Consider the following 22667-nt stretch of genomic DNA (forward strand, 5'->3'; position numbering starts at 1 on the left):
ATGCTGCGCCGGCAGGTCAGCCGTATGGTGAAGATATGAGCACAGAAGAGAAGAGGAAGAAGGCTCCCGAGACAGCAGTCTGGTACTTCGTCGGCGCGACCTTCGCCTTCGCCCTGGGCCCGATGCTCTTCAGCGACGGTGGCCCTGACAGGTGGCAGACTGTCCTCTCCATGATTCTCGGAGCCGGACTGTTCATCAGCGGCTGCGTGGTCTTCGCCAAGGAGCGCAGACTGCGCAGGGAGGCCCAGAGCAAGCCGGTCGAAGACAGCGATGCCCCTTCAGGACCGTGATTCTGCCAGGCCGGTGAAGTAGTCGGCGATCTGCTGCCCACCGCTGGGGTCGCGGGCGATGACCATAATGGTGTCGTCCCCGGCGATGGTGCCCAGGATGTCTTTGGACGCGGAGTGGTCCACAGCGCTGGCCAGGAACTGCGCGGCTCCGGGCGGGGTGCGCAGCACCGCGAGATTCGCACTGGCCTCTGCCGAGACCAGTAAGTCGCGGCAGAGCGAGGCGAGCTTCGCGGTGGTCGTCTCCGCGATATCGGCCTGGAACTCCCGGTCGTGGCCCTCCGCCGGCACCGCATAGATCAGCCCGCCCTCCCCTGACCTGACCCGGGCCGCACCGATCTCCACCAAGTCCCGGGACAGGGTCCCCTGGGTGACTATGACTCCCTCATCGGCCAGCTTCTGGGCCAGCTCGGCCTGGGATCGGACCGAGGACCGGGAGACCAGATCCCGGATCTTGGCGTGCCGGGCGGTCTTGGTGGACAGCGCACTCCCACCGGAAGATGCGGAACTTCCCGAGGCCTGCTGCGTCATCGCTGTTCTCCCTCCCGCACCAACTGCGCAGTGGTCTCATCAGCCAGCCCGGACTCCACCAGCAGCCAGGCCATCAGTGCCTTCTGGGCGTGCAGCCTGTTCTCTGCCTCGTCCCACACCACTGATTGCGGACCATCGAGCACCTCAGCGGTGATCTCTGCCCCCCGGTAAGCCGGCAGACAGTGCAGCACGACGGCGTTCTCATCCGCTTGCGACAACGACCGCGCGTTGAGCTGATAATCGCCGAACAGTGTCATCCGTTGGGACTTCTGATCCTCCTGACCCATGGAGATCCAGGTGTCGGTGGCGACCACATCGGCCCCACCCAGTGCGGTGTCCGGGTCAGTGGTGACGGTGACCTTTCCGCCGGTCACCGCGGCCCGGTCCTCTGCGGCCCGGATGATGCGCTCCTGGGGCAGGTGCCCCTGAGGCCCGGCCACGCGCACATCCATCCCCGCATTGGCTCCGGCCAGGAGATAGGAGTTGGCCATGTTGTTCGCCGCATCGCCCAGGTAGGCCAGCTTCAGTCCGCTGAGCCTGCCCTTATGCTCACGGACGGTCAGCAGGTCTGCCAGCAGCTGGCAGGGGTGGTAGTCGTCAGTCAGGGCGTTGATCACCGGTACCTGTGAGTGCTCTGCCATCTCCTCCAGCCCGGACTGGGCGTAGGTGCGCCAGATGATCAGGCTGACCACCCGCTCCAGCACCCCGGCGGTGTCAGCGATGGACTCCTTGTGTCCCAGCTGCGAATCCCCGGGATTGATCACTTCCGGATGCCCGCCGAGTGCGGCGATGCCAGCGGAGAAGGAGAACCGGGTGCGGGTGGACGTCTTGTCGAAGATCACCGCGGCGGTCTGCGGCCCGGCGAGAGCTTTGACCGCATAGGGCCGCTGCTTCATCCAGGCGGCCAGGTTCAGCACCCGGTCCAGCTCCTCAGGACCGAGATCCAGATCGGTCAGGAAATGTCTGGTCATCGATCGCATCCTCCATCGGTGGTGAGACTCTGACAGGCGGCGGTGAGGCGCTCGGCGGCCTGGTCCGCCTCCTCGGTGGTGAGGTTCAGCGGCGGTGCCAGACGAAGGGTGGAGTCTCCGGTGGCGTTGATGATCAGCCCGTGCTGCTGCCGGGCGAGGCTCACCAAGTCCTTGGCCGGGCTCTCGGTGCCGGGAACGGGCGTGAGGTCTACTCCGATGTGCAGCCCGAACTGCCGCACCTGGGCCACCTGCGGGATGGCACGCAGCCTCCGGGCAAGGTGTGCCCCCACCGTCTTGACATGCTCCAGAAGACCCCCGGTCTCGATGACATGCAGGGTGGCCAGAGCCGCCGCAGTGGCCGGTGGATTGCCGCCGAAGGTGGTGCCGTGCTGGCCCGCCCCCATCAGCGTGCTGGCCCGCGCGCCGAAAGAGACCAGAGCCCCGATCGGGAACCCGGACCCCAGTCCCTTGGCCAGAGTCATCAGATCCGGAACGATGTGGCCTGCTACGGCGTGGTGCCGGAACCACTCTCCTGTGCGTCCGATGCCTGTCTGCACCTCATCACACACCAGCAATGCGTCGCAGCTGCGGGTGAGCTCGCGGGCACGGAGCAGGTATGCGTCGTCGAGCGGCAGCACTCCGGCCTCGCCCTGGATGGGCTCGAGGAAGACTCCGGCGACGTCGTCGTTCTCGAATGCGGACTCTAGGGCAGTGAGGTCGTTGAAGGGCAGGAACTCCACCCCACTGATCAGTTCACCGAAAGGTTCCCGGTAGGCCGGTTTATGGGTCAGTGACAGCGCCCCGGAGGTGCGCCCGTGGAAGCTGCCCTCCAGGGCGAGGATGCGCGGTTTGGCGGTGTTCTTCCGGTGGCGGAGCACTGCCTTCAGCGCAGCCTCATTGGCCTCGGACCCGGAGTTGGCGAAGAACACGCTGGACCCTGCCGGCGCTTCGGCCAGGGCAAGCAGCTTCTCGGCCAGGGCAATCTGGGTCGGAGAGGTGAAGAGGTTGGAGATGTGCCCCAGGGTGGCCTGTTGGGAGCTGATGACCGAGGTGATCAGCGGGTGGGCGTGGCCCAGGGCGTTGACAGCGATTCCGCCGAGCAGATCGAGGTACTCGGTGCCCTCAGCGTCCCAGACCCGTGCCCCGGAGCCGCGCACCAGCACCGCCTGGGGTGTGCCGAAGACCCCGGTGAGGGACTGCTGATAGCGGTCCATGAGCTCGGCGCTCTGACCTGAGTGCAGAGCGGAGGAGGTCAGTGCCGCGCCGTCGTTGGTGTTCATCATGACTCCTGATCGGGGACGACTTGGGTGCCCACGCCTGCGGAGGTCACGATCTCCAGCAGCATCGAATGCGGTTGCCGGCCATCGACGATATGTGCGCGTGGGACTCCGGAGTCGACCGCAGCCAGGGCGGCGGTCATCTTCGGGATCATGCCTGACTCCAGGCTCGGCAGCATCGCGCGCAGATCCGAGGCTGAGAGCGAGGAGATCAGCGAGGATCTGTCCGGCCAGTCGGCGTACAGTCCTTCGACGTCGGTGAGAATCACCAGTTTGGCCGCGCCCAGTGCTGAGGCGACAGCGGAGGCGGCGAGGTCGGCGTTGATGTTCAGCACCTCACCGGTGGGCCTGCCCGCGGCGTCGAACTCCGGGGCGATGGTCGAGATCACCGGAATCCGGCCGGCCGCCACCAGGTCATTGACGGCCTCCGGGTTGACGCCGGAGACCTCTCCGACCAGCCCCAGGTCCACCTCTTCGCCATCAATCTCAACGGTTTTGCGCACTGCTCGCAGCAGGGCAGCGTCTTCCCCGGAGAGTCCTACCGCATAGGGCCCGTGCGAGTTGATCAGGCCGATCAGTTCCCTGCCCACCTGACCGGTGAGCACCATGCGCACCGCTTCAAGGGTTTCGGGTGTGGTGACTCGCATTCCGGCGCGGAACTCGGATTCGATGCCCAGGCGTTCCAACATGTGGTTGATCTGCGGTCCGCCGCCATGGACCACCACGGGGTTGACCCCTACGTGGCGCAGGAAGACCACATCCTCGGCAAAGGCGCGGCGCAGCCCGTCATTGACCATGGCATTGCCGCCGTATTTGATGACGATGGTCTGGCCGGTGAACCGCTTGATCCAGGGCAGCGCCTCGATGAGGACCGCGGCTTTGTCCCCTGCTGTGGCCAGCGTGGAGGTATCCCGTGGGGTCAGGCTGGAAATCTCGTTCATCTGGTGCTTCCTGTCGGTGCTCACGGATCGCTGTGCAGGCGTTCAGCTGGAGTATGCGCTGTTCTCGTGGACGTAGTCGTGGGTGAGGTCATTGGTCAGGATGGTCGCCTCAGCATCGCCGGTCTTGAGGTCGATGATGACCTCCACCTTCCGCCCGGTCAGATCCACAAGAGACCGGTCTTCGCCGATCCCGCCGCCGCGGCAGATCCAGATACCGTTGACCGCCACATCGATGGTGGCCGGGTCGAAGTCGACCTCGGTGGTGCCCACTGCGGCGAGGATGCGCCCCCAGTTGGGGTCCTGCCCGAAGATCGCGGTCTTGAAGAGGTTGGACCGGGCGACGGCGCGGCCGGCAGTCTCTGCCTGCTCCTCGGTGGCGGCGTTGAGGGTGCGGATGGCGATCTCGTGGTGAGCACCCTCGGCGTCGGCGATCAGCTGGGCCGCCAGCGAGGCACAGACCTCATTGAGCGCTGCCTGAAACTCTGCCAGGTCCACCCCGGCGGGATCAGCTGCCTCGTTCGCGCCGGAGGCCATGACGATCACGGTGTCATTGGTGGACATGCAGCCGTCGGAGTCAGCCCGGTTGAAGCTGATCCGCACCGCTTCCCGCAGCGCGGCGTCGAGGTCCTGCTGGGAGATGACGGCATCGGTGGTGATCACCGAGAGCATCGTGGCCATTCCAGGGGCCAGCATGCCCGCACCCTTGGCCATGCCTCCGATGCTGAACCCCGCACCCGTGCCGGTCTCGGTTTTGATCACCGTGTCGGTGGTCAGGATGGCCTCGGCTGCCCCGGTGGCGGCCGCGGCGTCGTCATCGAGACGTGCCGCGGCGGCGTCGACCCCGGTGAGCAGCCTCGGCATGTCCAGCCGCTCTCCGATCAGCCCAGTCGAACACACCAGCACGTCGGTGGCCGAGACCCCGTGCCCGGCGGCGGTGAGCGCCTCAGCGACTCGTTCTGCGGTGGCGTGGGTGTCCTGGAAGCCCTCGGGCCCGGTGCAGGCGTTGGCGCCACCGGAATTGAGGATGACCGCATCGGCGCGGCCGTCGCCCATCACCTGCTGGGACCACAGCACGGGGGCCGCGGCCACCCGGTTGGTGGTGAACACGGCGGCGGCGTGCTTGTCCGGCCCGGTGTTGACCACCAGGGCCACATCGTTCTTCTCGGCGGACTTCAGCCCAGCGCGCACACCCGCGGCCAGAAATCCCACGGGGAAGGTCACGCTCATGGTGCTGCTCCGATCAGGTTCAGGCCGGTGGTCTCCGGCAGGCCGAGGGCCAGGTTCATCGATTGGACGGCGCCGCCGGCGGTTCCCTTGGTGAGGTTGTCTGAGGCGGAGACCACGATCACCCGGCCGGCGTGGGAGTCCACCACCAGCTGAAGAGTCACGTGGTTGGTGCCCAGCACCTGTTTGGTGGCCGGCCATCGGCCCTCCGGCAGCAGGTGCACGAACGGCTCAGCACTGTACTGGGCGGCATAGGCTTCGCGCAGCTGGCCCTCGGTCGTCCCTGCCGCGATCCGTGCGGTGGAGGTGGCCAGGATGCCGCGGGACATCGGCGCCAGGGTGGGGGTGAACGAGATCTGCACCGGCTGACCGGCCACCTGGCTGAGCCCCTGCTCGATCTCCGGGGTGTGCCTGTGCGAGCCGCCGACTCCGTAGGGGCTCATACCCCCCATGACTTCGCTGCCCAGCAGATGGGCTTTCAGCGACTTGCCAGCGCCTGAGGTGCCGGTGGCGGCCACCACGACGACGTCGGCCGGCTCCACCAGCCCACCGGCGAAGGCCGGTGCCAGTCCCAGCAGGATGGTGGTGGGGTAACAGCCTGGCACCGCGATCCGCTGAGAGCCGGCGAGCTTCTCCCGCTGGCCGGGCAGCTCCGGCAGTCCGTAGGGCCACGTTCCCTGATGCTCGGAGTGGTAGAAGGTCTTCCAATCGGCGGCGGATTCGAGCCGATGGTCGGCCGCGGCGTCGATCACCAGCGTCTGCTCCCCCAGCTGGGCGGCGATCTCCCCGGAGGCCCCGTGCGGCAGCGCCAGGAACACCACGTCGTGCCCGGCGAGATTCTCCGCGGTGGTCTCTACCAGTTCGCGCTCGGCCAATGAGTGCAGGTGCGGCTGCAGCCCACCCAGTCGCTGTCCGGCACTGGAGTGGGCGGTGACCGCACCGATCTCGACCTCGGGGTGGTTGGCCAGGAGGCGCAGCACCTCTCCCCCGGCATATCCGGAGGCGCCTGAGACTGCGGCTGTGAAAGTCATCCTTCGCTCACTTCGCGGCTCGTACGTGGTCCGAACCGGGTCTCCGGCTCGCTGTCACCGCAACTCTACGTGATTTTATGCAGAGGTATCAATATTTATGCATATGTTCCCGGCATTCGACGTGCGCCCCTCCTCCGGTAACCTGGCTGATGTCAGTGCGCAGACTCAACCAGAGGGGATATCGCCAAGGATGAGCGAACCGACCATGTTCGAAGAGGATTTTCCCGACACCGCGGTGGTCACCCGCGCCCGTGAGGCCGGTGGGCCCGAGGTGTTCGAAACTCTTGAGGTCCCAGCACCAACCCCGGGCCGGGGGCAGCTGTTGGTGAAGACCGCAGCCGCTGGGGTCAACTTCATTGAGACCTACCAGCGTTCTGGTGTGTACCCGGTGGAGTACCCATTCGTTCCGGGCAGTGAGGGCGCAGGTGAGATCATCGCCGTGGGCGAGGGCGTTGAGAGCTTCAGCACGGGCCAGCGTGTGGCCAGCACAGAGGCGATCGGGACCTACTCCACGCATTTTGTGGTCGATGCCGCCAAGGCGGTCGCCGTACCGGATGGCGTCTCGGACGAACAGGCCGCAGCCCTGCCGCTGCAGGGGGTCACTGCGCACTACCTGATCAACTCCACTTACCGGGTCTCCCCCGGCGAAACAGTGCTGACCCACGCCGGTGCCGGCGGAGTCGGCCAGATCCTGACCCAGCTGCTGAAAGCACGCGGCGCGCGGGTGATTACGACGACGTCCACCCCGGAGAAGGCTGAAGTCGCCGAAGCGGCCGGGGCCGACTATGTGCTGGGCTACGAGGGCTTCGCCGAGAAGGTTCGCCAGATCACCAACGATGAAGGCGTCTCGGTGGTCTACGACGGCGTGGGGAAGGATACGTTCACCGGCTCGCTGGACTCTCTGGCGGTCCGCGGGACCATGGTGCTCTTCGGTGGCGCCTCAGGGCAGGTGCCGCCCTACGACCTGCAGGACCTGAATAAGCGCGGCGGCCTCTACATCACCCGCCCGGCGGTGCATTGGTATCTGCGCAACGCTGAGGAGCGCACCTGGCGTTTCACCGAGCTGTTCGCCGCCCTGACCTCGGGGGACCTGAAGCTCAACATCGGCGGCAGCTACCCGCTGGCTGAGGCCGGCCGTGCCCATCAGGACCTCGAAGGCCGCAAGACCACAGGGAAGCTCCTGCTGAAGCCTTAGGTCAAGGAGCCGTGCGGGCCGGTGCTATCTTTGCACAGCACTGTGCCGCTCGGCGGCCAGGGCGACTGCGGCAGTCCGGGCCTCGGAGGCCTCCTCCGCGGTCAGCGTCCGGTCCGCCGCCCGGAAGAGCAGCGCGAAGGCCAGGGACTTCTTCCCCTCACCGATGCCCTGGCCGGAATAGACGTCGAACAGCTCGATGCTCTCCAGCAGCTCGCCGGCACCCTCCGTCAGTGCCGTCCGCAGATCCCCTGCGGTCACTGCCTCGTCGACGATCAGCGCCACATCCTGTGTGGTGGGCGGGTAGGTGGAGATGGGTTCGGCGGTCACCTGGTCCGGGGCGGCCTCCAGCAGCGCGGTGAGATTCAGCTCCATCACCGAGGTGCGCGGCGGAAGGTCGTGATCTTCAACCACCTTCGGGTGCAGCTGACCTGCGTAGCCGACCAGTTGGCCGTTGATCAGCAGTTGGGCCGTGCGGCCCGGGTGAAACGCCTGGTGAGAGCCTTGAGCCACTGTCAGCTCCACGTTCAGCAGTTCGGCCACGCTCCGGGCCGCTTCTACGGCGTCGGCCCAGTCCCGCCCCCGGCCCTCAGCGCCCAGCTGGGGGGCAGCCTCTGAGCCGGCCAGCGCCACGGCAACATGCAGCGGCTGCTCCGGAATCCCAGCCTCCAGCCCATCGATCACCGCATCACCCGGGTATGCGCCGAGTCCCGGGATCTCCGCTGACCCCTGTTGAGTGCCGGGGAGGAACACTGCACCTGTCTCGAACAGCGCCAGGTCTTTGAACCCACGGGAGACGTTGCGCCGCACCGCATCCAGCAGACCGGGCAGCAGGGTGGTCCGCAGCGTCGGGTATTGCGCTGCGATTGGGTTGGCCAGCCTCACCAGCGGCAGCGGGGTCGACGCCTCCGCACGGCCGAACAGCTCATTGGCCTCCACCGAGTAGAACGGGTAGTTCAGCACCTCGGTGAACCCGGCACCGGCAAGCCCGGAAGACACCGTACGACGACGCCGCTGCTCCGCCGTCAGCCCGCGCCCGGCAGGTGCCACTGGCAGCCTGGAGGGAATCTGGTCATAGCCGACCAACCGGGCGATCTCCTCCACCAGGGCCTCCGGGATAGTGATGTCCGGCCGCCAGCTGGGCGGGGTGACCAGCAGGGCTCCGTCCTGCTCGCGGACCTCGGACCCGATGTCGGTCAGCGTCTGGGTGATCTGCTGCAGACCGTAGGGCACCCCGGTGATCCGCTCAGGCAGGCTGGGGTCCATGGCGATGGGCTCTGGCAGCACCGGTTCGCCGACGTGGGTGGACTCACCGGTGTCGGTGCCACCGGCCAGCTGGACTAGAAGGTCCACCGCACGCTGGGCGGCCACCGCCTGCAATTGGGTGTCGACTCCGCGCTCGAAGCGCTTAGAGGCCTCCGAGGGAAGCTTGTGCCGGCGTTTGGAACGCGCAACGGTGATCGGATCGAAATGGGCGGCCTCGATGACGATGGTGGAGGTGGATTCTGAGACTTCGGTGCTGGCTCCGCCCATCACGCCGGCGATGCCGACGGGACCGGACTCATCGGTGATCAGCAGGTCCTCGGGATGAAGCTCACGCTCCTTGCCGTCAAGAGTGGTCAGCTTCTCGCCGTCACCGTTCTCTGATGTCACAGCGCGGCGAACCCGGATAGGCCCGGTGAGCTTGTCAGCGTCGTAGAAGTGCAGCGGCTGTCCCAGTTCCCACATCACATAATTGGAGATGTCCACTGCCAGGCTGATCGGCCGCATTCCTGCCAGCCGCAGCCTGGCGGCCATCCATGGCGGGGTCGGTGCAGTGGCATCGATCCCGGTGACGGTGCGGGCGACGAAACTGTCACAGCCGGGTGTACCGTAGATGGGGGCGTCGTCGTCGAGCTCCACCGGGTATCCGGATGTCGTCCGCTCAGGGAGCTGCACCAGCGAGACCGGATCGGTGAACTCGGTGCCGGTGGCGTGCGAATACTCCCGTGCCACACCGCGGATGGAGAAGGCATAGCCGCGGTCCGGTGTGACGTTGATCTCTGCCGCGGTGTCGTAGAGGCCCAGCAGTTCCATGGCATCTGTGCCCGGCTCCGGATCCAGGCCGAGCGTCCCGAGCACCAGAATGCCGGTATGATCCTCGCCGATGCCGAGCTCCTTGACCGAGGCGATCATCCCGGCCGAAAGGTGGCCGTATGTCTTGCGGGCAGAGATGCGGAAGTCTCCGGGCAGCACGGCACCGGGCAGGGTGACCACCACCTTGTCGCCGACCTCGAAGTTATGCGCACCGCAGACCACGCCCTGTACACCTGTGGGGTCGATGCCCTCTCCGGTCAGGGTCTGGGTCTGGCCTTCGGGCACCACGCGGACCTGGCACCAGTTGATGGTCTTGCCGTTGGACTGGGACTCCGGGACTTTCTCCAGCACCTGGCCGACCACGATCGGGCCGGACAGCTCTGTGGCGTGGACGTCCTCCTCTTCCAGCCCGACTGTGACCAGCTCGGCCATCAGCTCATCAGCTGTGCCGGTGGCGGGAAACTCGGTGTACTCCCGGATCCATGACAATGGGATACGCATGCCTCAGACCTCCTGTCCGAATCGCTGGCTGAAGCGGATATCGCCTTCGATCATGTCGCGCATATCGGGGACCCCATTGCGGAACATCAAGGTGCGCTCCACGCCCATGCCGAAGGCGAACCCGGTGTACTCGGGATCCTTGATCCCGGCGGCGGCGAGCACATTGGGGTGAACCATGCCGCAGCCTCCCCATTCGACCCACTGCGGACCGCCCTTGGCCTGCGGGTGCCAGACGTCCATCTCGGCACTGGGCTCGGTGAAGGGGAAGTAGCTGGGGCGCAGCCGGATGGCCACCTCGGGACCGAACATCGCCCGGGCGAAGTGCTCCAGGGTGCCCTTGAGGTCAGCCATGGTCAGCCCCTTGTCCACCGCCAGGCCCTCGAACTGGTGGAAGACCGGGGTGTGAGTGGCGTCCAGCTCGTCGGTGCGGAAGGTCTTGCCGGGGCAGAGCACATAGACCGGCAGCTGGCGGGTCAGCAGCGAGCGGACCTGCACCGGGGAGGTCTGGGTGCGCAGCACCAGATGGGAGTCCCGCGGTTCCACATAGAAGGTGTCCTGCATCTCACGTGCGGGGTGGTCGGGGTCGAAGTTCAGCGCATCGAAGTTGAACCACTCGGATTCCAGCTCGGGGCCTTCGGCGATCTCCCAGCCCATGGCGGTGAAGACATCGGCGACCCGCTCCTGGAGCACATTGAGCGGATGCCGGGCCCCCACAGAACGACGCCGCGGCGCCGCGGTGACGTCCACCGCCTCCTCCACCAGGACGCGGGCGGCATGTTCGGCCTCCAGCACCTCGGCACGGGCGGCCAGCGCCTTCTGGATCCGGCCCCGGGCAGTGCCCAGCAGTTTGCCGGCCTCCTTCTTCTGCCCCTTGTCCAGGTCTTTGATCTGGCGGTTGGCCAGCACCACCGGCGCCTTGTCCCCGGTGTGGGAGAGCCGGGCCGCTTTGAGCTGCTCAAGGTCAGCTGCGGAGTCGAACGCGGCAAGAGCCTCGGCGACGCACTGCCCGATGGCAGCCTCGTCGAGAGGATGAGGTGCGGTTGCGTGCTGGTCGGACATGCTGCTCCATGCTCTGAAACGGACGGTGTGCTGAATCGATAACTGTGGGCCGAAAAGGCCCTGCGACAGTTTATGCCGATAAAGTCCGCGATGCAGACTCGATGACGCAGTGATCAAGCTCACGGTGATACGTTGCTGGCAGTCCCCCTCGACACAGCACCAGGAGGCCCTCACATGTCATCTGAAGAACTCACGTCCGTTCTCCCCGAGGGACGCGTAGTGACCGATCCGGCCACTATGGACGGCTACCGCTGGGACCGGGCCAATGACCCCGAGGCCGGCACGCCGCTTGCGGTGGTCCGTGCCGAGTCCACCGAGGACGTGCAGGCCACAGTGCGCTTCGCCGCCGAGCGCGGGATCCCGGTGGTGCCTCGTGGAGCAGGCTCAGGGCTCTCCGGGGGGTCCACTGCGGTGGCCGGCGGCATCGTGCTGTCCATGGAACGGATGCGCCAGATCCAGGTCGATCCGCTGACCCGTACCGCGGTGGTCCAGCCTGGAGCGTTCAACGCCGAGGTCAAAGCAGCGGCCGGTGAGCACGGATTGTGGTACCCGCCTGATCCGTCGTCGTTCGAGATCTGCTCGATCGGGGGCAATATCGCCACCAATGCCGGCGGGCTGTGCTGTGTGAAGTACGGAGTGACCACCGACTACGTATTGGGGCTGGAGGTGGTGCTGGCCGATGGGCGTGCGGTGCGGCTGGGGGGTCCTCGGCTGAAGGACGTGGCGGGCCTGGACCTGACGAAACTCTTCATCGGCTCCGAGGGGACCCTGGGTGTGGTCACCGAGATCACCCTCCGGCTCATCCCGACTCAGCGTCCGCCGACCACCCTGGTGGCCACCTTCAAGACCCTGGATGACTCCACCAAGGCGGTCCTGGCCATCTCTTCCTCCATGCGGCCCTCCATGCTGGAGTTCATGGACAATCCGACCATCAACGCGGTGGAGGACGCCACCAAGATGGGACTGGACCGGGACGCGGCGGCAATGCTGGTCATCCAGTCTGATGAGCCCGCGGAGTTCGCCACCAAGGAGATCGAGCTGATCGAAGGACTCTGCTACCAGCACAACGCCGAGGAGGTCTTCTACACCGCCGACCCCGATGAGGGTAAGGCCTTCGTGGTGGCCCGCCGCATGGCCATCCCCGCAGTGGAGCAGAAGGGCTCGCTGCTGCTGGAGGACGTCGGCGTCCCGCTGCCCCGGCTCGGCGACCTGGTGCGCGGCATCGAGGCGATCTCCCAGAACCGAGATATCGTCATCGCTCTGATCGCCCATGCCGGCGACGGCAACACCCACCCGCTGCTGGTCTTCGACCCCTCTGACGAGGACCAGAAGCAGCGCGCCCACACCGCCTACGGTGAGGTGATGGACCTGGCCATCGAGCTCGGCGGAACCATCACCGGCGAGCACGGCGTCGGACGTCTGAAACGACCCTGGTTGGCCGACTACATCGGCGAAGACGCCCTGGACCTCAACCACCGGATCAAGAGGGCCCTGGACCCTGGGAATATCCTCAACCCTGGTGCTGTACTGGATCCGGTAGCCCTGCAAACCTGAAGCGAGAGAGCTATGTCTGACTACACCACCATCCCCGCCATCACCTACACCAAGGCTGCCGAGGCAGTCAGACTGACCATCGAGATCGGCGCTGACCGCGGGCTGGCCCTCTGCGCCGCAGTGGTGGACCCCGCGCTGGGCTTGGTGGCCTACGGCCGCGCTGACGGGCTGACCCCGCACAGCGTGGAGACCTCCCGGCGCAAGGCCAACACGGCAGCTTCGACCCGCAAGCCCTCCGCCTCGGTCCCCGCCGAGCTGGCCGATGCGATGGAGAACGGCACCGGCGGACTGCTGACCCGCATCCCCGGCGGAGTCCCGCTAGTATTCGGTGGTGTGCTGGTCGGCGGACTGGGCGTGGCTGGCGGTCCGCCGGTCAAAGATGCCGAGGTCGCCGCTGCCGTACTCGATGCCCTGGGTGCAGATCCGATCGGAGATGTGTGATGAAGATTGTGGTGTTGGTCAAGGAGGTTCCTGATTCGTATGGGGAGCGGAAGCTTAACCTGACCACTGGCCTGGCTGAGCGTGAGGCCAGTGAGAAGGTGCTGGATGAGATTACCGGCCGGGCGGTGGAGGTTGCTGTGTCGTATGCCGAATCTGCCCAGGAGGCGGAGGTGGCCCTGCTTGCGGTGGGTCCGGCCTCTGCTGAGGCGACGTTGCGTAAGACCCTGGCGATGGGTGGTGACTCGGCTCATCATGTGGTGGATGAGGGTCTGGCTGGTGCTGATCTGACCCTGACTGCTGAGGTGATCGCGGCGGCTCTGGAGCGTATCGGGTTTGATCTGGTGATCGCTGGAGATGTCTCTTCTGACGGCACCGGCGGGCTGATTCCCACCATGGTGGCCCAGCGGCTGGGAACCGCTCATGCCACCAGCTTGGATGCTGTGGAGATCACCGACTCGGCAGTCGCAGGGGAACGTGCGGCCTACGGGGGTACGGTGAGGGTTCAGGCGCCATTGCCTGCAGTGGTCTCGGTCACCGAACGGCTGCCCGACCCTCGGTTTCCGGGGTTCAAGGGCATCATGTCGGCGAAGAAGAAGCCATTGGAGACCTACACCCTGGCAGACCTGGGAGTCGAGGCTGAAGCTGATGTGCCGCGCTCGATCATGCTCTCCGTCTCTGAGACCCCTGCCCGGATGTCCGGGGAGAAGATCACTGATGACGGCGATGCCGGCACCAGATTGGCCGAGTACCTGATCCAGAGGAGGCTGGTGTGACCATGGTTGAGCAGAACACCCCTGAACGAAACACCTCTGAACCGAACATTCTGGTTTTCCTGCCTGTGCTGCCCTCCGGTGAGCTTCTCGGCTCTGCTGCTGAGCTGCTGGGGGCGGCATCTGCATTGGGCACACCGGTCGGCGTGATCCTCGCGCCTGCGGGGAAGGGCCACGCCGCTGCCGAGGCTGCTGGGCAATGCGGTGCTGCGCGGGTCTTCACCGCCGAGCACAAGGTGACGGGCTCATTGTTGACTACCCCCTACCTTGAGGTGGTGGCCGCTGCCTGGGAGGCGACCGGCCCTGAGGCGGTGCTGGTGCCCAACGATGTTGACGGGCGCGATATCGCCGCCCTGCTGTCGGTGCGGACCGGGTCGGCGATTGCCTCTGACGTAGTCGGGGTGCACCGGGATGAAGAGGGCGTGGTGGCTCACCACTCGGTCTACGGGTCCGGATACACCACCGAATCCGCTCCTACTCATGGCACGTTGATCATCACCCTGCGCGAAGGGGCTGTCGATGACCGGGCACCGGCGGCTGAGCCAGTTGTCGAAACCCTGGAGCTCAATGGTGCAGGGCTGGATGAGCCGCCGGGGACAGCGGCTTCGATCACCGAGTTCACCGAATCAGTGGAGGCCTCCACCCGCCCGGATCTGCGCGGAGCCAAAACCGTGGTCTCCGGGGGCCGGGGCCTGGGGTCCAAGGAGGGCTTCGAACTGGCAGGGCAGCTGGCTGATGAGCTCGGTGCTGGCCTGGGAGCCTCACGTGCGGCGGTGGATGCCGGTTATGCCGCCCACTCCCTGCAGGTGGGCCAGACCGGGGTGACAGTGACCCCGGACCTCTACATCGCCTTGGGAATCTCAGGAGCGGTCCAGCACCAAGCCGGGATGCAGACCGCTAAGACGATTGTGGCGGTCAATAAGGACCCCGAAGCGCCCATCTTCGACATCGCTGATTTCGGCATTGTCGGTGATGCCTTCGAGGTGGTGCCCCAGCTGATCGAGACTCTCAGGGCCAAGGGTCAGTGACAACGGATCCTGGGCACCGGCGCCGCGGGCTTCCTCGCACCGAGGAAGAGGCCACAGCGCAGCCAGCCGCGCCGGAACCCACACCAGCACCAGAGCCCACGGCCTCTGGCCCCACACCGCATCGCAGGCGAGGCCTGCCGAGAACTGAGGCCGAAGCCCAGGCCCGTGCCGCGGAACCCCCTCCAGCAGCCCCCGCCCCCGCTGTCAACGAGTCACCTGCTGCCCCGGACACATCGGCACCTGCCGAGCAGGAGGTGGCCGCTGCCGAAGCTTCGCACCCCGCCGCTACTGTGGGGCTTCCTCCGCATAAGCCCGGCAGACGCCGTGGTCTGCCACGCACTGAGGCCGAGGCGCGAGCCCGCAAAGCTGCAGCGGGCAAGCCTGCCGCTGCGCCCACATCGGCACCGGAGGCCAAGCCCGGGCTGAAACCGGGCCGCCGCACCGGGCTGAGCAGCACCCCTGCCCCGGCATCGGCCACAAAGTCTCCACCGGCAGGGCGCCGTACCGGCCTCGGCGGCACACCCGCACCCCAGCCCGCTCCCGCCCCACCTGAGCAGCCCAAACAGTCCAACACTGAGGAACCCGTCCCTGAGAAGCTCGCCTCCGGCACCCCGGCGCCTGCTGAGACCAAGCAGGGTGCCGGCAGCAGCGTCACCCCTGCTGCGGAACCCACACGCGAACCGGTCAGGGCCTTTGCCGGACGCACCCCCACACAGTGGGCCGTACTGGCCGCAGCGGCAGTGGGCGTCGTCGTAGTGCTGGCTGCGGTGCTGGTGCTGGGCTCCAGATGGCTCTTAGGCACCCAGGCCGGCACCAGCTTCCTGGCCGACTACCCCGGTCAGTACGCCCAGCCCGGTGCCCCCAGCGGCTATCCGTGGTGGTTGAACTGGGCTCATTTCTTCAACATGTTCCTGATGGTGCTGGTCATCAAAACCGGCATCCAGATCCGCGGTGAGACCCGGCCAGCAGCCTACTGGACCCCCAGGTGGAACCCGAAGCGCAAGATCAGCCTCACCATCTGGACCCACCAGGTGCTGGATCTGCTGTGGGTGCTCAACGGCATCATCTTCGTGGTGCTACTCATTGCCACCGGGTACTGGCGACGGGTGGTGCCCACCAGCTGGGACGTCTTCCCCAACGCGATCTCAGCCGGACTGCAGTACGCCTCCCTGGACTGGCCGACCACCGGGGACTGGGCCCACTACAACAGCCTCCAGGAGCTGGCCTACTTCACCACCATCTTCATCGCCGCCCCCCTGGCCATCGCCACAGGAATCAGAATGTCTGGACTCTGGCCTGCGAACAATCACACATTGAACAAGGCGTTTCCTCTCGAGCTAGCCCGGGCGGTGCATTTCCCGGTGATGATCTATTTCGTGGTTTTCATCGCCGTACATGTGATCCTGGTCTTCGCTACCGGGGCTCTGCGCAACCTCAATCAGATCTACACCGGCCAAGATGTCACCAACTGGACCGGGTTCTGGCTCTTCACCCTCTCCCTGGCCGTCATCATCGCCGCGGTCTTCGCCACCCGCGCGGTCATCATCGCCCCCATCGCCGCCCTCTTCGGGAAAGTGGGGCGATAGCCACTGCGCCGGTAGGAGTGATCGCGTAGTCCGTATCCCGGACTGTCCCTATCCGGTGAAAGTGCTGTATGTCACACTGCTTTCAGTGTGCCGGAGTCACGACCCTGTCCCGACTCAATGATGAGTTCGCACCGCGAAAGGACGTTATCAGCGTGGATAACCTAGCAGTCCTCAGTCTTCTAGCCATAGCCCCCATTCTTGTGGCCGGCATCCTGTTGGCCGGATTCCGATGGCCTGCCAAGTACGCCATGCCGATCAGCTATCTCACCGCCCTGGGGATCGCCTGGACCGCGTGGGAGATGCACCCCACCGCTCTGGCGGCCGCTTCCCTGGAAGGGCTGATCGTCGCCGGAACCCTGCTCTACATCGTCTTCGGCGCCCTGCTCCTGCTCTCCACCGTCACTGTCTCCGGTGCCATGGAGCGCATCAAAGCCGGCTTCAACCACATCTCCCCCGACCGGCGCATCCAGGCGATCATCATCGGCTGGCTCTTCGGCAGCTTCATCGAAGGTGCCTCGGGATTCGGCACACCTGCCGCGGTGGTCGCCCCGCTGATGCTGGCCATGGGCTTCCCGGCGGTTGCTGCTGTGGTGGCGGGCCTGATCATCCAGTCCACACCCGTGAGCTTCGGCGCGGTCGGCACGCCCATCATTGTCGGGGTAGGCAACGGCCTGGGCGAAACCTCACCCGGGGTCCCAGAACGCCTCGGCGAACTGGGCATGAGCTATTCGGAGTATGTAGCCCATATCGGATTCCAAACCGCAGCCATTCACATGGCGGTCGGCATTCTCATCCCGCTGATCCTGGCCTGCATGCTCACTGGGTTCTTCGGGGAGAAGCGCAACTTCGCCCTGGGCCTGAAGGTCTGGCCCTTCGCCGTCTACGCCTCTCTGGCCATGACGATCCCTTCGGTGACCGTGGCCTATCTGATCGGCCCGGAGTTTCCTTCGCTGATCGGCGGTCTGGTGGGCCTGACGCTGGTGATGTTCACCTCGTCCAAGGGGTTCCTCATGCCGAAGGAGACCTTCGACTTCGGACCCCGTGCCGCCTGGGAGGAGCGCTGGATGGGCCGGATCGCTCCCGGAACCTCCCAGGAGCCCTCGGCGCCGATGAAGATGACGCTGGTACAGGCATGGTCTCCGTACCTGATCCTGGCTGCCCTGCTGGTGCTGACCCGCATCATCGATCCGCTGACCGAGTTCCTCACCACCTCAGGACTCACCCGGATCACGGTCGCCGATATCCTCGGCGTGGAGGGCATCACCACTGACGTAGACCTTTTCTACTCGCCTGGCTTCATCCTGATCTTCGTCTCGGTGATCGCTTACCTGATCTACCGGATGAATGGCAAGCAGATCGCCCAGACGTGGGCAGTGGCCGGCAAGCAGATCCTCGGCACAGCGGTGGCGCTGCTGTTTGCGGTACCCATGGTGCGCGTACTGATCCAGTCCGGCGCCAACGAATCCGGTCTGGACTCCATGCCGGTGGTGCTGGCCCAGGGCGTGGCGAGCGTCGCCGGAGACACCTGGCCGTTCTTCGCTCCGTTCATCGGTGCCCTGGGAGCGTTCATAGCAGGTTCCAATACCGTGTCCAACCTCACTTTCGCCCAGTTCCAGTGGTCGGCCGCCAATCAGATCGGGGTCTCCCAGGAGACAGTGGTCGCGGGTCAGGCCGCAGGAGGAGCCGGCGGCAACACGATCGCGATCCACAACATTGTCGCCGCATCAGCCACTGTCGGCCTGCTGAACCGCGAAGGCGATATCATCCGCAAGACCGTGTGGGTTGCCCTTTACTACTGCATCGCCGCTGGAACCATCACCTTCCTGGCTATCAACGGCTTCGGCGTGAACGTCGGTACCGGTGCACTGATCGCGCTGATCGCAGGCCTGTTCGGCATCGGCTACTGGGCGGTCAGGCGCGGTGATTCCAAGGCGGTGCAGTTACCCCAGCAGAACTGAGAGCGGTGTCGGCACCCACCCCTTGCATTCGAAACTGTGTTCGACTGATACTGGTGGGATGAGAGTTTCAGAGTTCGTTCCCGTAGCAGCTCCGGCAGCTGCCCATGAGATTCCCGTGATGCCCACTGCCCTGGCCGCCGGGTTCCCCTCGCCAGCCCTGGACTTCGTGCACGAGAGCATCAATCTCCAGGAGCATCTGGTCCACGACCCTCCCGCCACCTTCATCGCCCGGGTCAGCGGGGACTCGATGGTCGGTGCCGGGATCAGCGACGGTGACCACCTCCTGATCCGGAAGGGAACCCAACCACGGGACGGCGACGTCGTCGTCGCGGTTCTTGACGGACAGTTCACTGTCAAACGGCTGCGGCTCACCGGTGCCGGGGTGCGGCTGCAGGCGGCGAACCCGCAGTACCCGGATATCCAGGTCCCGGAGCTTTCTGAGCTGGTGGTCTGGGGCGTGGCCTATATGTGTCTGCACAGTCTGCGATGACTGAGAAGCTGGTCGCGCTGATTGACGTCAACAGCTTCTACGCCAGCTGTGAACGCGCCTTCGACCCCGCGCTGGCTGCCCGACCGGTGGTGGTGCTGTCCAATAACGACGGCTGTGCAGTGGCCATGAGCCCGGAGGCCAAGGATCTCGGCGTGAGCGTCGGCATGCCCTGGTTCAAGCTTGCTCCGACAGCAACGCAGCGGGGGATCATCGCCCGGTCCAGCAACTACGAGCTCTACGGGGACATGAGCCACCGGTTTCTGCAAGTCATCGGAGAGCATTCGCCCCAGGTGGAGAAGTACAGCATCGACGAGGCCTTCGCCGCCTTCGACGGTCCCCCGTCAGCGGCTGAGCCGTGGTCCCGGAAGCTCCGGCAAGAGATCACAGATCGGCTTGACCTGCCGGTGGGCATCGGCGTGGGGCCGACCAAGACCCTGGCCAAGCTGGCGAATCTCGCGGCCAAGAAGGTGGATGGAATGCATGGCGTCTGCGTCTGGGATGCCCTGCCGGAGGACTACCGCGAACAGGTGCTGTCGCGGCTTCCGGTGCAGCAGATCTGGGGTGTGGGACCACGCACTGCCAAGAAGCTGGCGGCCATGGGCGTAGAGACGGCCAGCCAGCTGCGTGCGGCTGATCCGCTGATGGTCCGCAAGCGTCTGGGCGTTCCGGTGATGCGTAGTCTGCTGGAGCTGCGCGGACAGCCCTGTGTGGAGCTCACCGATGCCCGGGACTTCCTTGACTCCTTGGTCTTCAGCCGCTCCTTCTCCTCACCGGTGACCACCGCCGAGACCATGGAACAGGTGCTGGTCAGCTATGCCCAACGCGCCTGCACCCGGCTCAATACCCGCCAGTCAGAGGCAAAGACTCTGACCGCCTGGGCGATGACCTCCTGGCACAGCAATAACAGCGTGTTCGAGTCCCCCTCGGCCACCCTCTCCCTGCCGGCACCGACTAACGATCCGGTCATTCTCTCGCGTGCCGCCAAGTCGCTGCTGCCGAAGATCAAGGAGGGGACCCGCTACACCAAGGCCGGGATCACTCTGACCGACCTCTCCCCTGCCGGCTCACAGCCCACCCTGGATGTGCTGGTCGATCCGCAGCAGGAGAGCGGCCTCGGGCCTCTGCTGCAGAGAGTGCGGGAGAAAGCCGGCACGGATTCCATCGGCCTGGGCCTCGGCGGGCTCAGGATTCCGGCGGAGTGGGAGATGCGCCGGGAGATGATGAGCCCGCGTTATACCACCCGCTGGGAGGAGATGCTCATCGTCCACGCAACGTAGCCCTCTCGCGCACGGCGTACGTTGTACGATATTGGGATGAATATGAGCCGCACGACTTTCGACAGCCCTGCCCTCGACTCCCCCGCCACCACCGCGCATGAGTTCATCGCCGTCCGCGGTGCCGCGGAGAACAACCTCCGCGGCGTCGACGTCGACATCCCCAAGCGCAGACTGACCGTCTTCACCGGGGTCTCGGGGTCCGGGAAGTCCTCGCTGGTCTTCGGTACCGTCGCAGCCGAGTCCCGGCGGCTGATCAATGAGACCTATGATGCGTTCATCCAGGGCTTCATGCCCGCCATGGCCCGCCCCGAGGTGGAGGTGCTGACCGGACTGACCGCGGCCATCATCATCGACCAGGAGCGGATGACCCCGAATCCGCGCTCCACAGTCGGCACCGTGACCGATGTCAATGCGATGCTGCGTATCCTCTTCAGTCGGTTCGCCCAGCCGCAGATCGGCTCCCCGCAGGCCTACTCCTTCAACGTCGCCTCAGCCTCCGGCTCCGGGACGCTCACCAAGGCCGATGGGACCCAGGAGTCCGCGGGCTTCAGCGTCACCGGCGGCATGTGCCTGCGCTGCGAGGGACGCGGTCAGATCAACGACATCGACCTGTCACAGCTGGTGGACGAGTCCAAGTCGCTGAACGAAGGGGCGATCACCGTTCCCGGCTACAAGGTGGGCGGCTGGTCGGTGCGGTTCTACAGCGAGTCCGGGTTCTTCGATCCGGAGAAGCCGGTGAAGGACTACACCGAGCAGGAGCGGCAGAATCTCTTCCACCGGGAGCCTGGCAAGGTCAAGATCAGCGGGGTCAATATGACCTTTCAGGGCCTGGTCCCCTCGGTCAAGAAGTCCTTCCTCTCCAAGGATCGCGATGCGATGCAGCCCCATATCCGCAGCTTTGTGGACCGCGCGGTCACCTTCACCGACTGTCCGGACTGCGACGGAACCCGGCTCTCCCAGTTGACGCTCTCATCCACCATCGCCGGGAAGAACATCGCTGAGCTGTGCGCCATGCAGATCAGCGACCTGGTGGAGTGGATCCAGGACCTCGATACCGCCGTCGAAGGCCTGGCCAACGCGGAACCGCTGCTGGAGACGGTCCTGGAGACCCTGCGGAACTTCGTGAACATCGGGCTGGGCTATCTGTCCCTGGAGCGCTCCTCGGGCACCCTCTCCGGCGGCGAGGCTCAACGGGTGAAGATGATCCGGCATCTGGGTTCCTCGCTGACCGATGTCACCTATGTCTTCGACGAGCCGACCATCGGGCTGCACCCCCACGATGTGGCGCGGATGAACGAGCTACTGCTGAAGCTGCGGGACAAGGGCAACACCGTCCTGGTGGTGGAGCACAACCCCGAAGTGATGGCCGTGGCCGACCACATCATCGATATGGGCCCAGCCGCCGGAAGCCACGGCGGTGAGGTGGTCTACACCGGCGACTTCGCCGGGCTGCGCGCCTCGGCCACCCGCACCGGAGAGCACCTGGAGTCCCAGCAGCCGCTGAAGCAGGACCCGCGTATACCCACCGGAACCATCGAGATCCGCGGTGCCACCACCCACAACCTGCAGGACATAGACGTGGATGTGCCCACCGGAGTCCTAGTCGCGGTCACCGGTGTAGCCGGTTCGGGCAAGAGCTCGCTGATCCACGGCTCAGTGGCCGGACGAGAAGACGTAGTCGCGGTGGACCAAGCCGCCATCCGCGGGTCCCGCCGCTCCAATCCCGCCACCTACACCGGACTGCTGGAGCCCATCCGCAAGGCTTTCGCCAAGGCCAATGGCGTCAAGCCCGCCCTGTTCAGCGCCAACTCCGAGGGTGCCTGCCCCAACTGCGGCGGCGCCGGAGTCATCTACCAGGACTTGGGGATCGTTTCGGGCATCTCCACTGTCTGCGAAGAGTGCGGTGGCAAGCGGTTCCAAGCCTCCGTGCTGGAGTACCGGCTCGGCGGGCTGAACATCGCAGAGGTGCTGGCACTGCCGGTGGAGGAGGCCCTGGAATTCTTCAGCGGCAAGGGTGCCGGCAGCAAAGAGACCGCACTCGCCGCCGCCCAAAAGATCCTGACCCGACTCTCCGACGTCGGACTTGGATATCTGACCCTGGGGCAGCCGCTGAGCACGCTCTCCGGCGGTGAGCGCCAACGCATCAAGCTTGCCATTGAGATCGGCTCCGATGCCGAGGTGATGGTGCTCGACGAGCCCAGCGCCGGGCTGCATATGGCCGATACCGACCGGCTGATCAGGATGCTGGAGAAGATCGTGGACTCCGGACGCACCGTGATCGTCATCGAGCACAATCTTGATGTGATCTCCCGAGCAGACTGGGTCATCGACGTCGGTCCCGGCGCTGGGCACGACGGCGGGCAGGTCGTCTTCTCCGGCCCGCCCGCCGATCTCGCCACCGCGGGCAGCTCACTGACCGGCCAGCACCTCAGCCGACGGCATGGAGCAGGTCAGCTGTCCAGCTAACCTCACG

At 65.8% G+C, this 22667-nt stretch carries 19 protein-coding genes; 11 read left to right on the top strand and 8 right to left on the bottom strand.

Annotated elements, in window-relative coordinates; all coding sequences use genetic code 11:
* Window positions 1-35: 35 nt before the first annotated feature.
* Complete coding sequence (locus DVO78_RS00250) at window positions 36-290, top strand: hypothetical protein (protein WP_120002812.1); 255 nt, start codon at window positions 36-38, stop codon at window positions 288-290.
* Here DVO78_RS00250 and DVO78_RS00255 read toward each other — a convergent pair.
* Genes DVO78_RS00255 through argC form a run of 6 tightly spaced genes read right to left on the bottom strand, consistent with a single transcriptional unit; the run spans window position 279 to window position 6262 of the window.
* Window positions 279-818, bottom strand: coding sequence for an arginine repressor (locus DVO78_RS00255; RefSeq protein ID WP_120002813.1), 540 nt, complete (start codon window positions 816-818; stop codon window positions 279-281). The genes DVO78_RS00250 and DVO78_RS00255 overlap by 12 nt on opposite strands.
* Window positions 815-1798 carry an ornithine carbamoyltransferase gene (argF, locus tag DVO78_RS00260; protein ID WP_120002814.1) on the bottom strand — a complete coding sequence of 328 codons (984 nt, stop codon included), beginning with the start codon at window positions 1796-1798 and terminating at the stop codon, window positions 815-817. The genes DVO78_RS00255 and argF overlap by 4 nt, the downstream gene beginning before the upstream one ends.
* The gene (locus DVO78_RS00265) at window positions 1786-3069 is read right to left on the bottom strand and encodes an acetylornithine transaminase (protein WP_420799044.1); all 1284 of its coding nucleotides are present in this window, start codon (window positions 3067-3069) and stop codon (window positions 1786-1788) included. The genes argF and DVO78_RS00265 overlap by 13 nt, the downstream gene beginning before the upstream one ends.
* Entirely contained in the window at window positions 3069-4007 is a 939-nt protein-coding gene (gene argB / locus DVO78_RS00270) for an acetylglutamate kinase (RefSeq protein WP_120002816.1), read from the bottom strand. Before argB ends, DVO78_RS00265 begins: the two co-directional genes overlap by 1 nt.
* 42 nt (window positions 4008-4049) lie before the next feature.
* On the bottom strand, window positions 4050-5234 hold the full coding sequence (argJ, locus tag DVO78_RS00275) for a bifunctional glutamate N-acetyltransferase/amino-acid acetyltransferase ArgJ (protein WP_120002817.1): 1185 nt from the start codon (window positions 5232-5234) through the stop codon (window positions 4050-4052).
* Window positions 5231-6262, bottom strand: coding sequence for an N-acetyl-gamma-glutamyl-phosphate reductase (argC, locus tag DVO78_RS00280; RefSeq protein ID WP_120002818.1), 1032 nt, complete (start codon window positions 6260-6262; stop codon window positions 5231-5233). The genes argJ and argC overlap by 4 nt, the downstream gene beginning before the upstream one ends.
* Window positions 6263-6452: 190 nt before the next feature.
* Here argC and DVO78_RS00285 point away from each other — a divergent pair, with 190 nt between their 5' ends.
* Window positions 6453-7457, top strand: a complete 1005-nt coding sequence (locus tag DVO78_RS00285) for a quinone oxidoreductase family protein (RefSeq protein WP_120002819.1) — start codon at window positions 6453-6455, stop codon at window positions 7455-7457.
* Between the two features lie 24 nt (window positions 7458-7481).
* Here DVO78_RS00285 and pheT read toward each other — a convergent pair whose 3' ends face one another.
* Both pheT and pheS read right to left on the bottom strand, forming a co-directional pair.
* Window positions 7482-10031: a phenylalanine--tRNA ligase subunit beta gene (gene pheT / locus DVO78_RS00290; RefSeq protein ID WP_120002820.1), complete on the bottom strand. Its 2550-nt coding sequence runs from the start codon at window positions 10029-10031 to the stop codon at window positions 7482-7484.
* 3 nt (window positions 10032-10034) lie between these two features.
* Entirely contained in the window at window positions 10035-11090 is a 1056-nt protein-coding gene (gene pheS, locus DVO78_RS00295) for a phenylalanine--tRNA ligase subunit alpha (protein WP_120002821.1), read from the bottom strand.
* Window positions 11091-11264: 174 nt separating this feature from the next.
* Between pheS and DVO78_RS00300 the strand changes: the two genes are divergently transcribed.
* The 9 genes from DVO78_RS00300 (at window position 11265) to DVO78_RS00340 (ending at window position 22660) form a co-directional block, all read left to right on the top strand.
* Window positions 11265-12644: an FAD-binding oxidoreductase gene (locus DVO78_RS00300; RefSeq protein WP_120002822.1), complete on the top strand. Its 1380-nt coding sequence runs from the start codon at window positions 11265-11267 to the stop codon at window positions 12642-12644.
* A 12-nt stretch (window positions 12645-12656) separates the two neighbouring features.
* Entirely contained in the window at window positions 12657-13085 is a 429-nt protein-coding gene (locus tag DVO78_RS00305; RefSeq protein ID WP_120002823.1) for a GlcG/HbpS family heme-binding protein, read from the top strand.
* Window positions 13085-13858, top strand: a complete 774-nt coding sequence (locus DVO78_RS00310; protein ID WP_120002824.1) for an electron transfer flavoprotein subunit beta/FixA family protein — start codon at window positions 13085-13087, stop codon at window positions 13856-13858. The genes DVO78_RS00305 and DVO78_RS00310 overlap by 1 nt, the downstream gene beginning before the upstream one ends.
* Window positions 13859-13860: 2 nt before the next feature.
* Entirely contained in the window at window positions 13861-14883 is a 1023-nt protein-coding gene (locus DVO78_RS00315; protein ID WP_120003137.1) for an electron transfer flavoprotein subunit alpha/FixB family protein, read from the top strand.
* Window positions 14880-16469, top strand: coding sequence for a cytochrome b/b6 domain-containing protein (locus DVO78_RS00320; RefSeq protein WP_238385052.1), 1590 nt, complete (start codon window positions 14880-14882; stop codon window positions 16467-16469). Before DVO78_RS00315 ends, DVO78_RS00320 begins: the two co-directional genes overlap by 4 nt.
* A gap of 152 nt (window positions 16470-16621) precedes the next feature.
* Complete coding sequence (locus DVO78_RS00325) at window positions 16622-18427, top strand: L-lactate permease (RefSeq protein WP_120002825.1); 1806 nt, start codon at window positions 16622-16624, stop codon at window positions 18425-18427.
* A 58-nt stretch (window positions 18428-18485) separates the two neighbouring features.
* Entirely contained in the window at window positions 18486-18917 is a 432-nt protein-coding gene (locus tag DVO78_RS00330) for a LexA family protein (protein ID WP_120002826.1), read from the top strand.
* Complete coding sequence (locus tag DVO78_RS00335) at window positions 18914-20194, top strand: Y-family DNA polymerase (protein WP_120002827.1); 1281 nt, start codon at window positions 18914-18916, stop codon at window positions 20192-20194. Before DVO78_RS00330 ends, DVO78_RS00335 begins: the two co-directional genes overlap by 4 nt.
* Window positions 20195-20230: 36 nt before the next feature.
* Window positions 20231-22660 (top strand): ATP-binding cassette domain-containing protein, encoded by a 2430-nt coding sequence (locus DVO78_RS00340; RefSeq protein WP_120002828.1) that lies wholly within the window; start codon window positions 20231-20233, stop codon window positions 22658-22660.
* Window positions 22661-22667: the final 7 nt, after the last annotated feature.

It is taken from the genome of Nesterenkonia muleiensis, from assembly GCF_003600155.1.
Classification (GTDB): domain Bacteria; phylum Actinomycetota; class Actinomycetes; order Actinomycetales; family Micrococcaceae; genus Nesterenkonia; species Nesterenkonia muleiensis.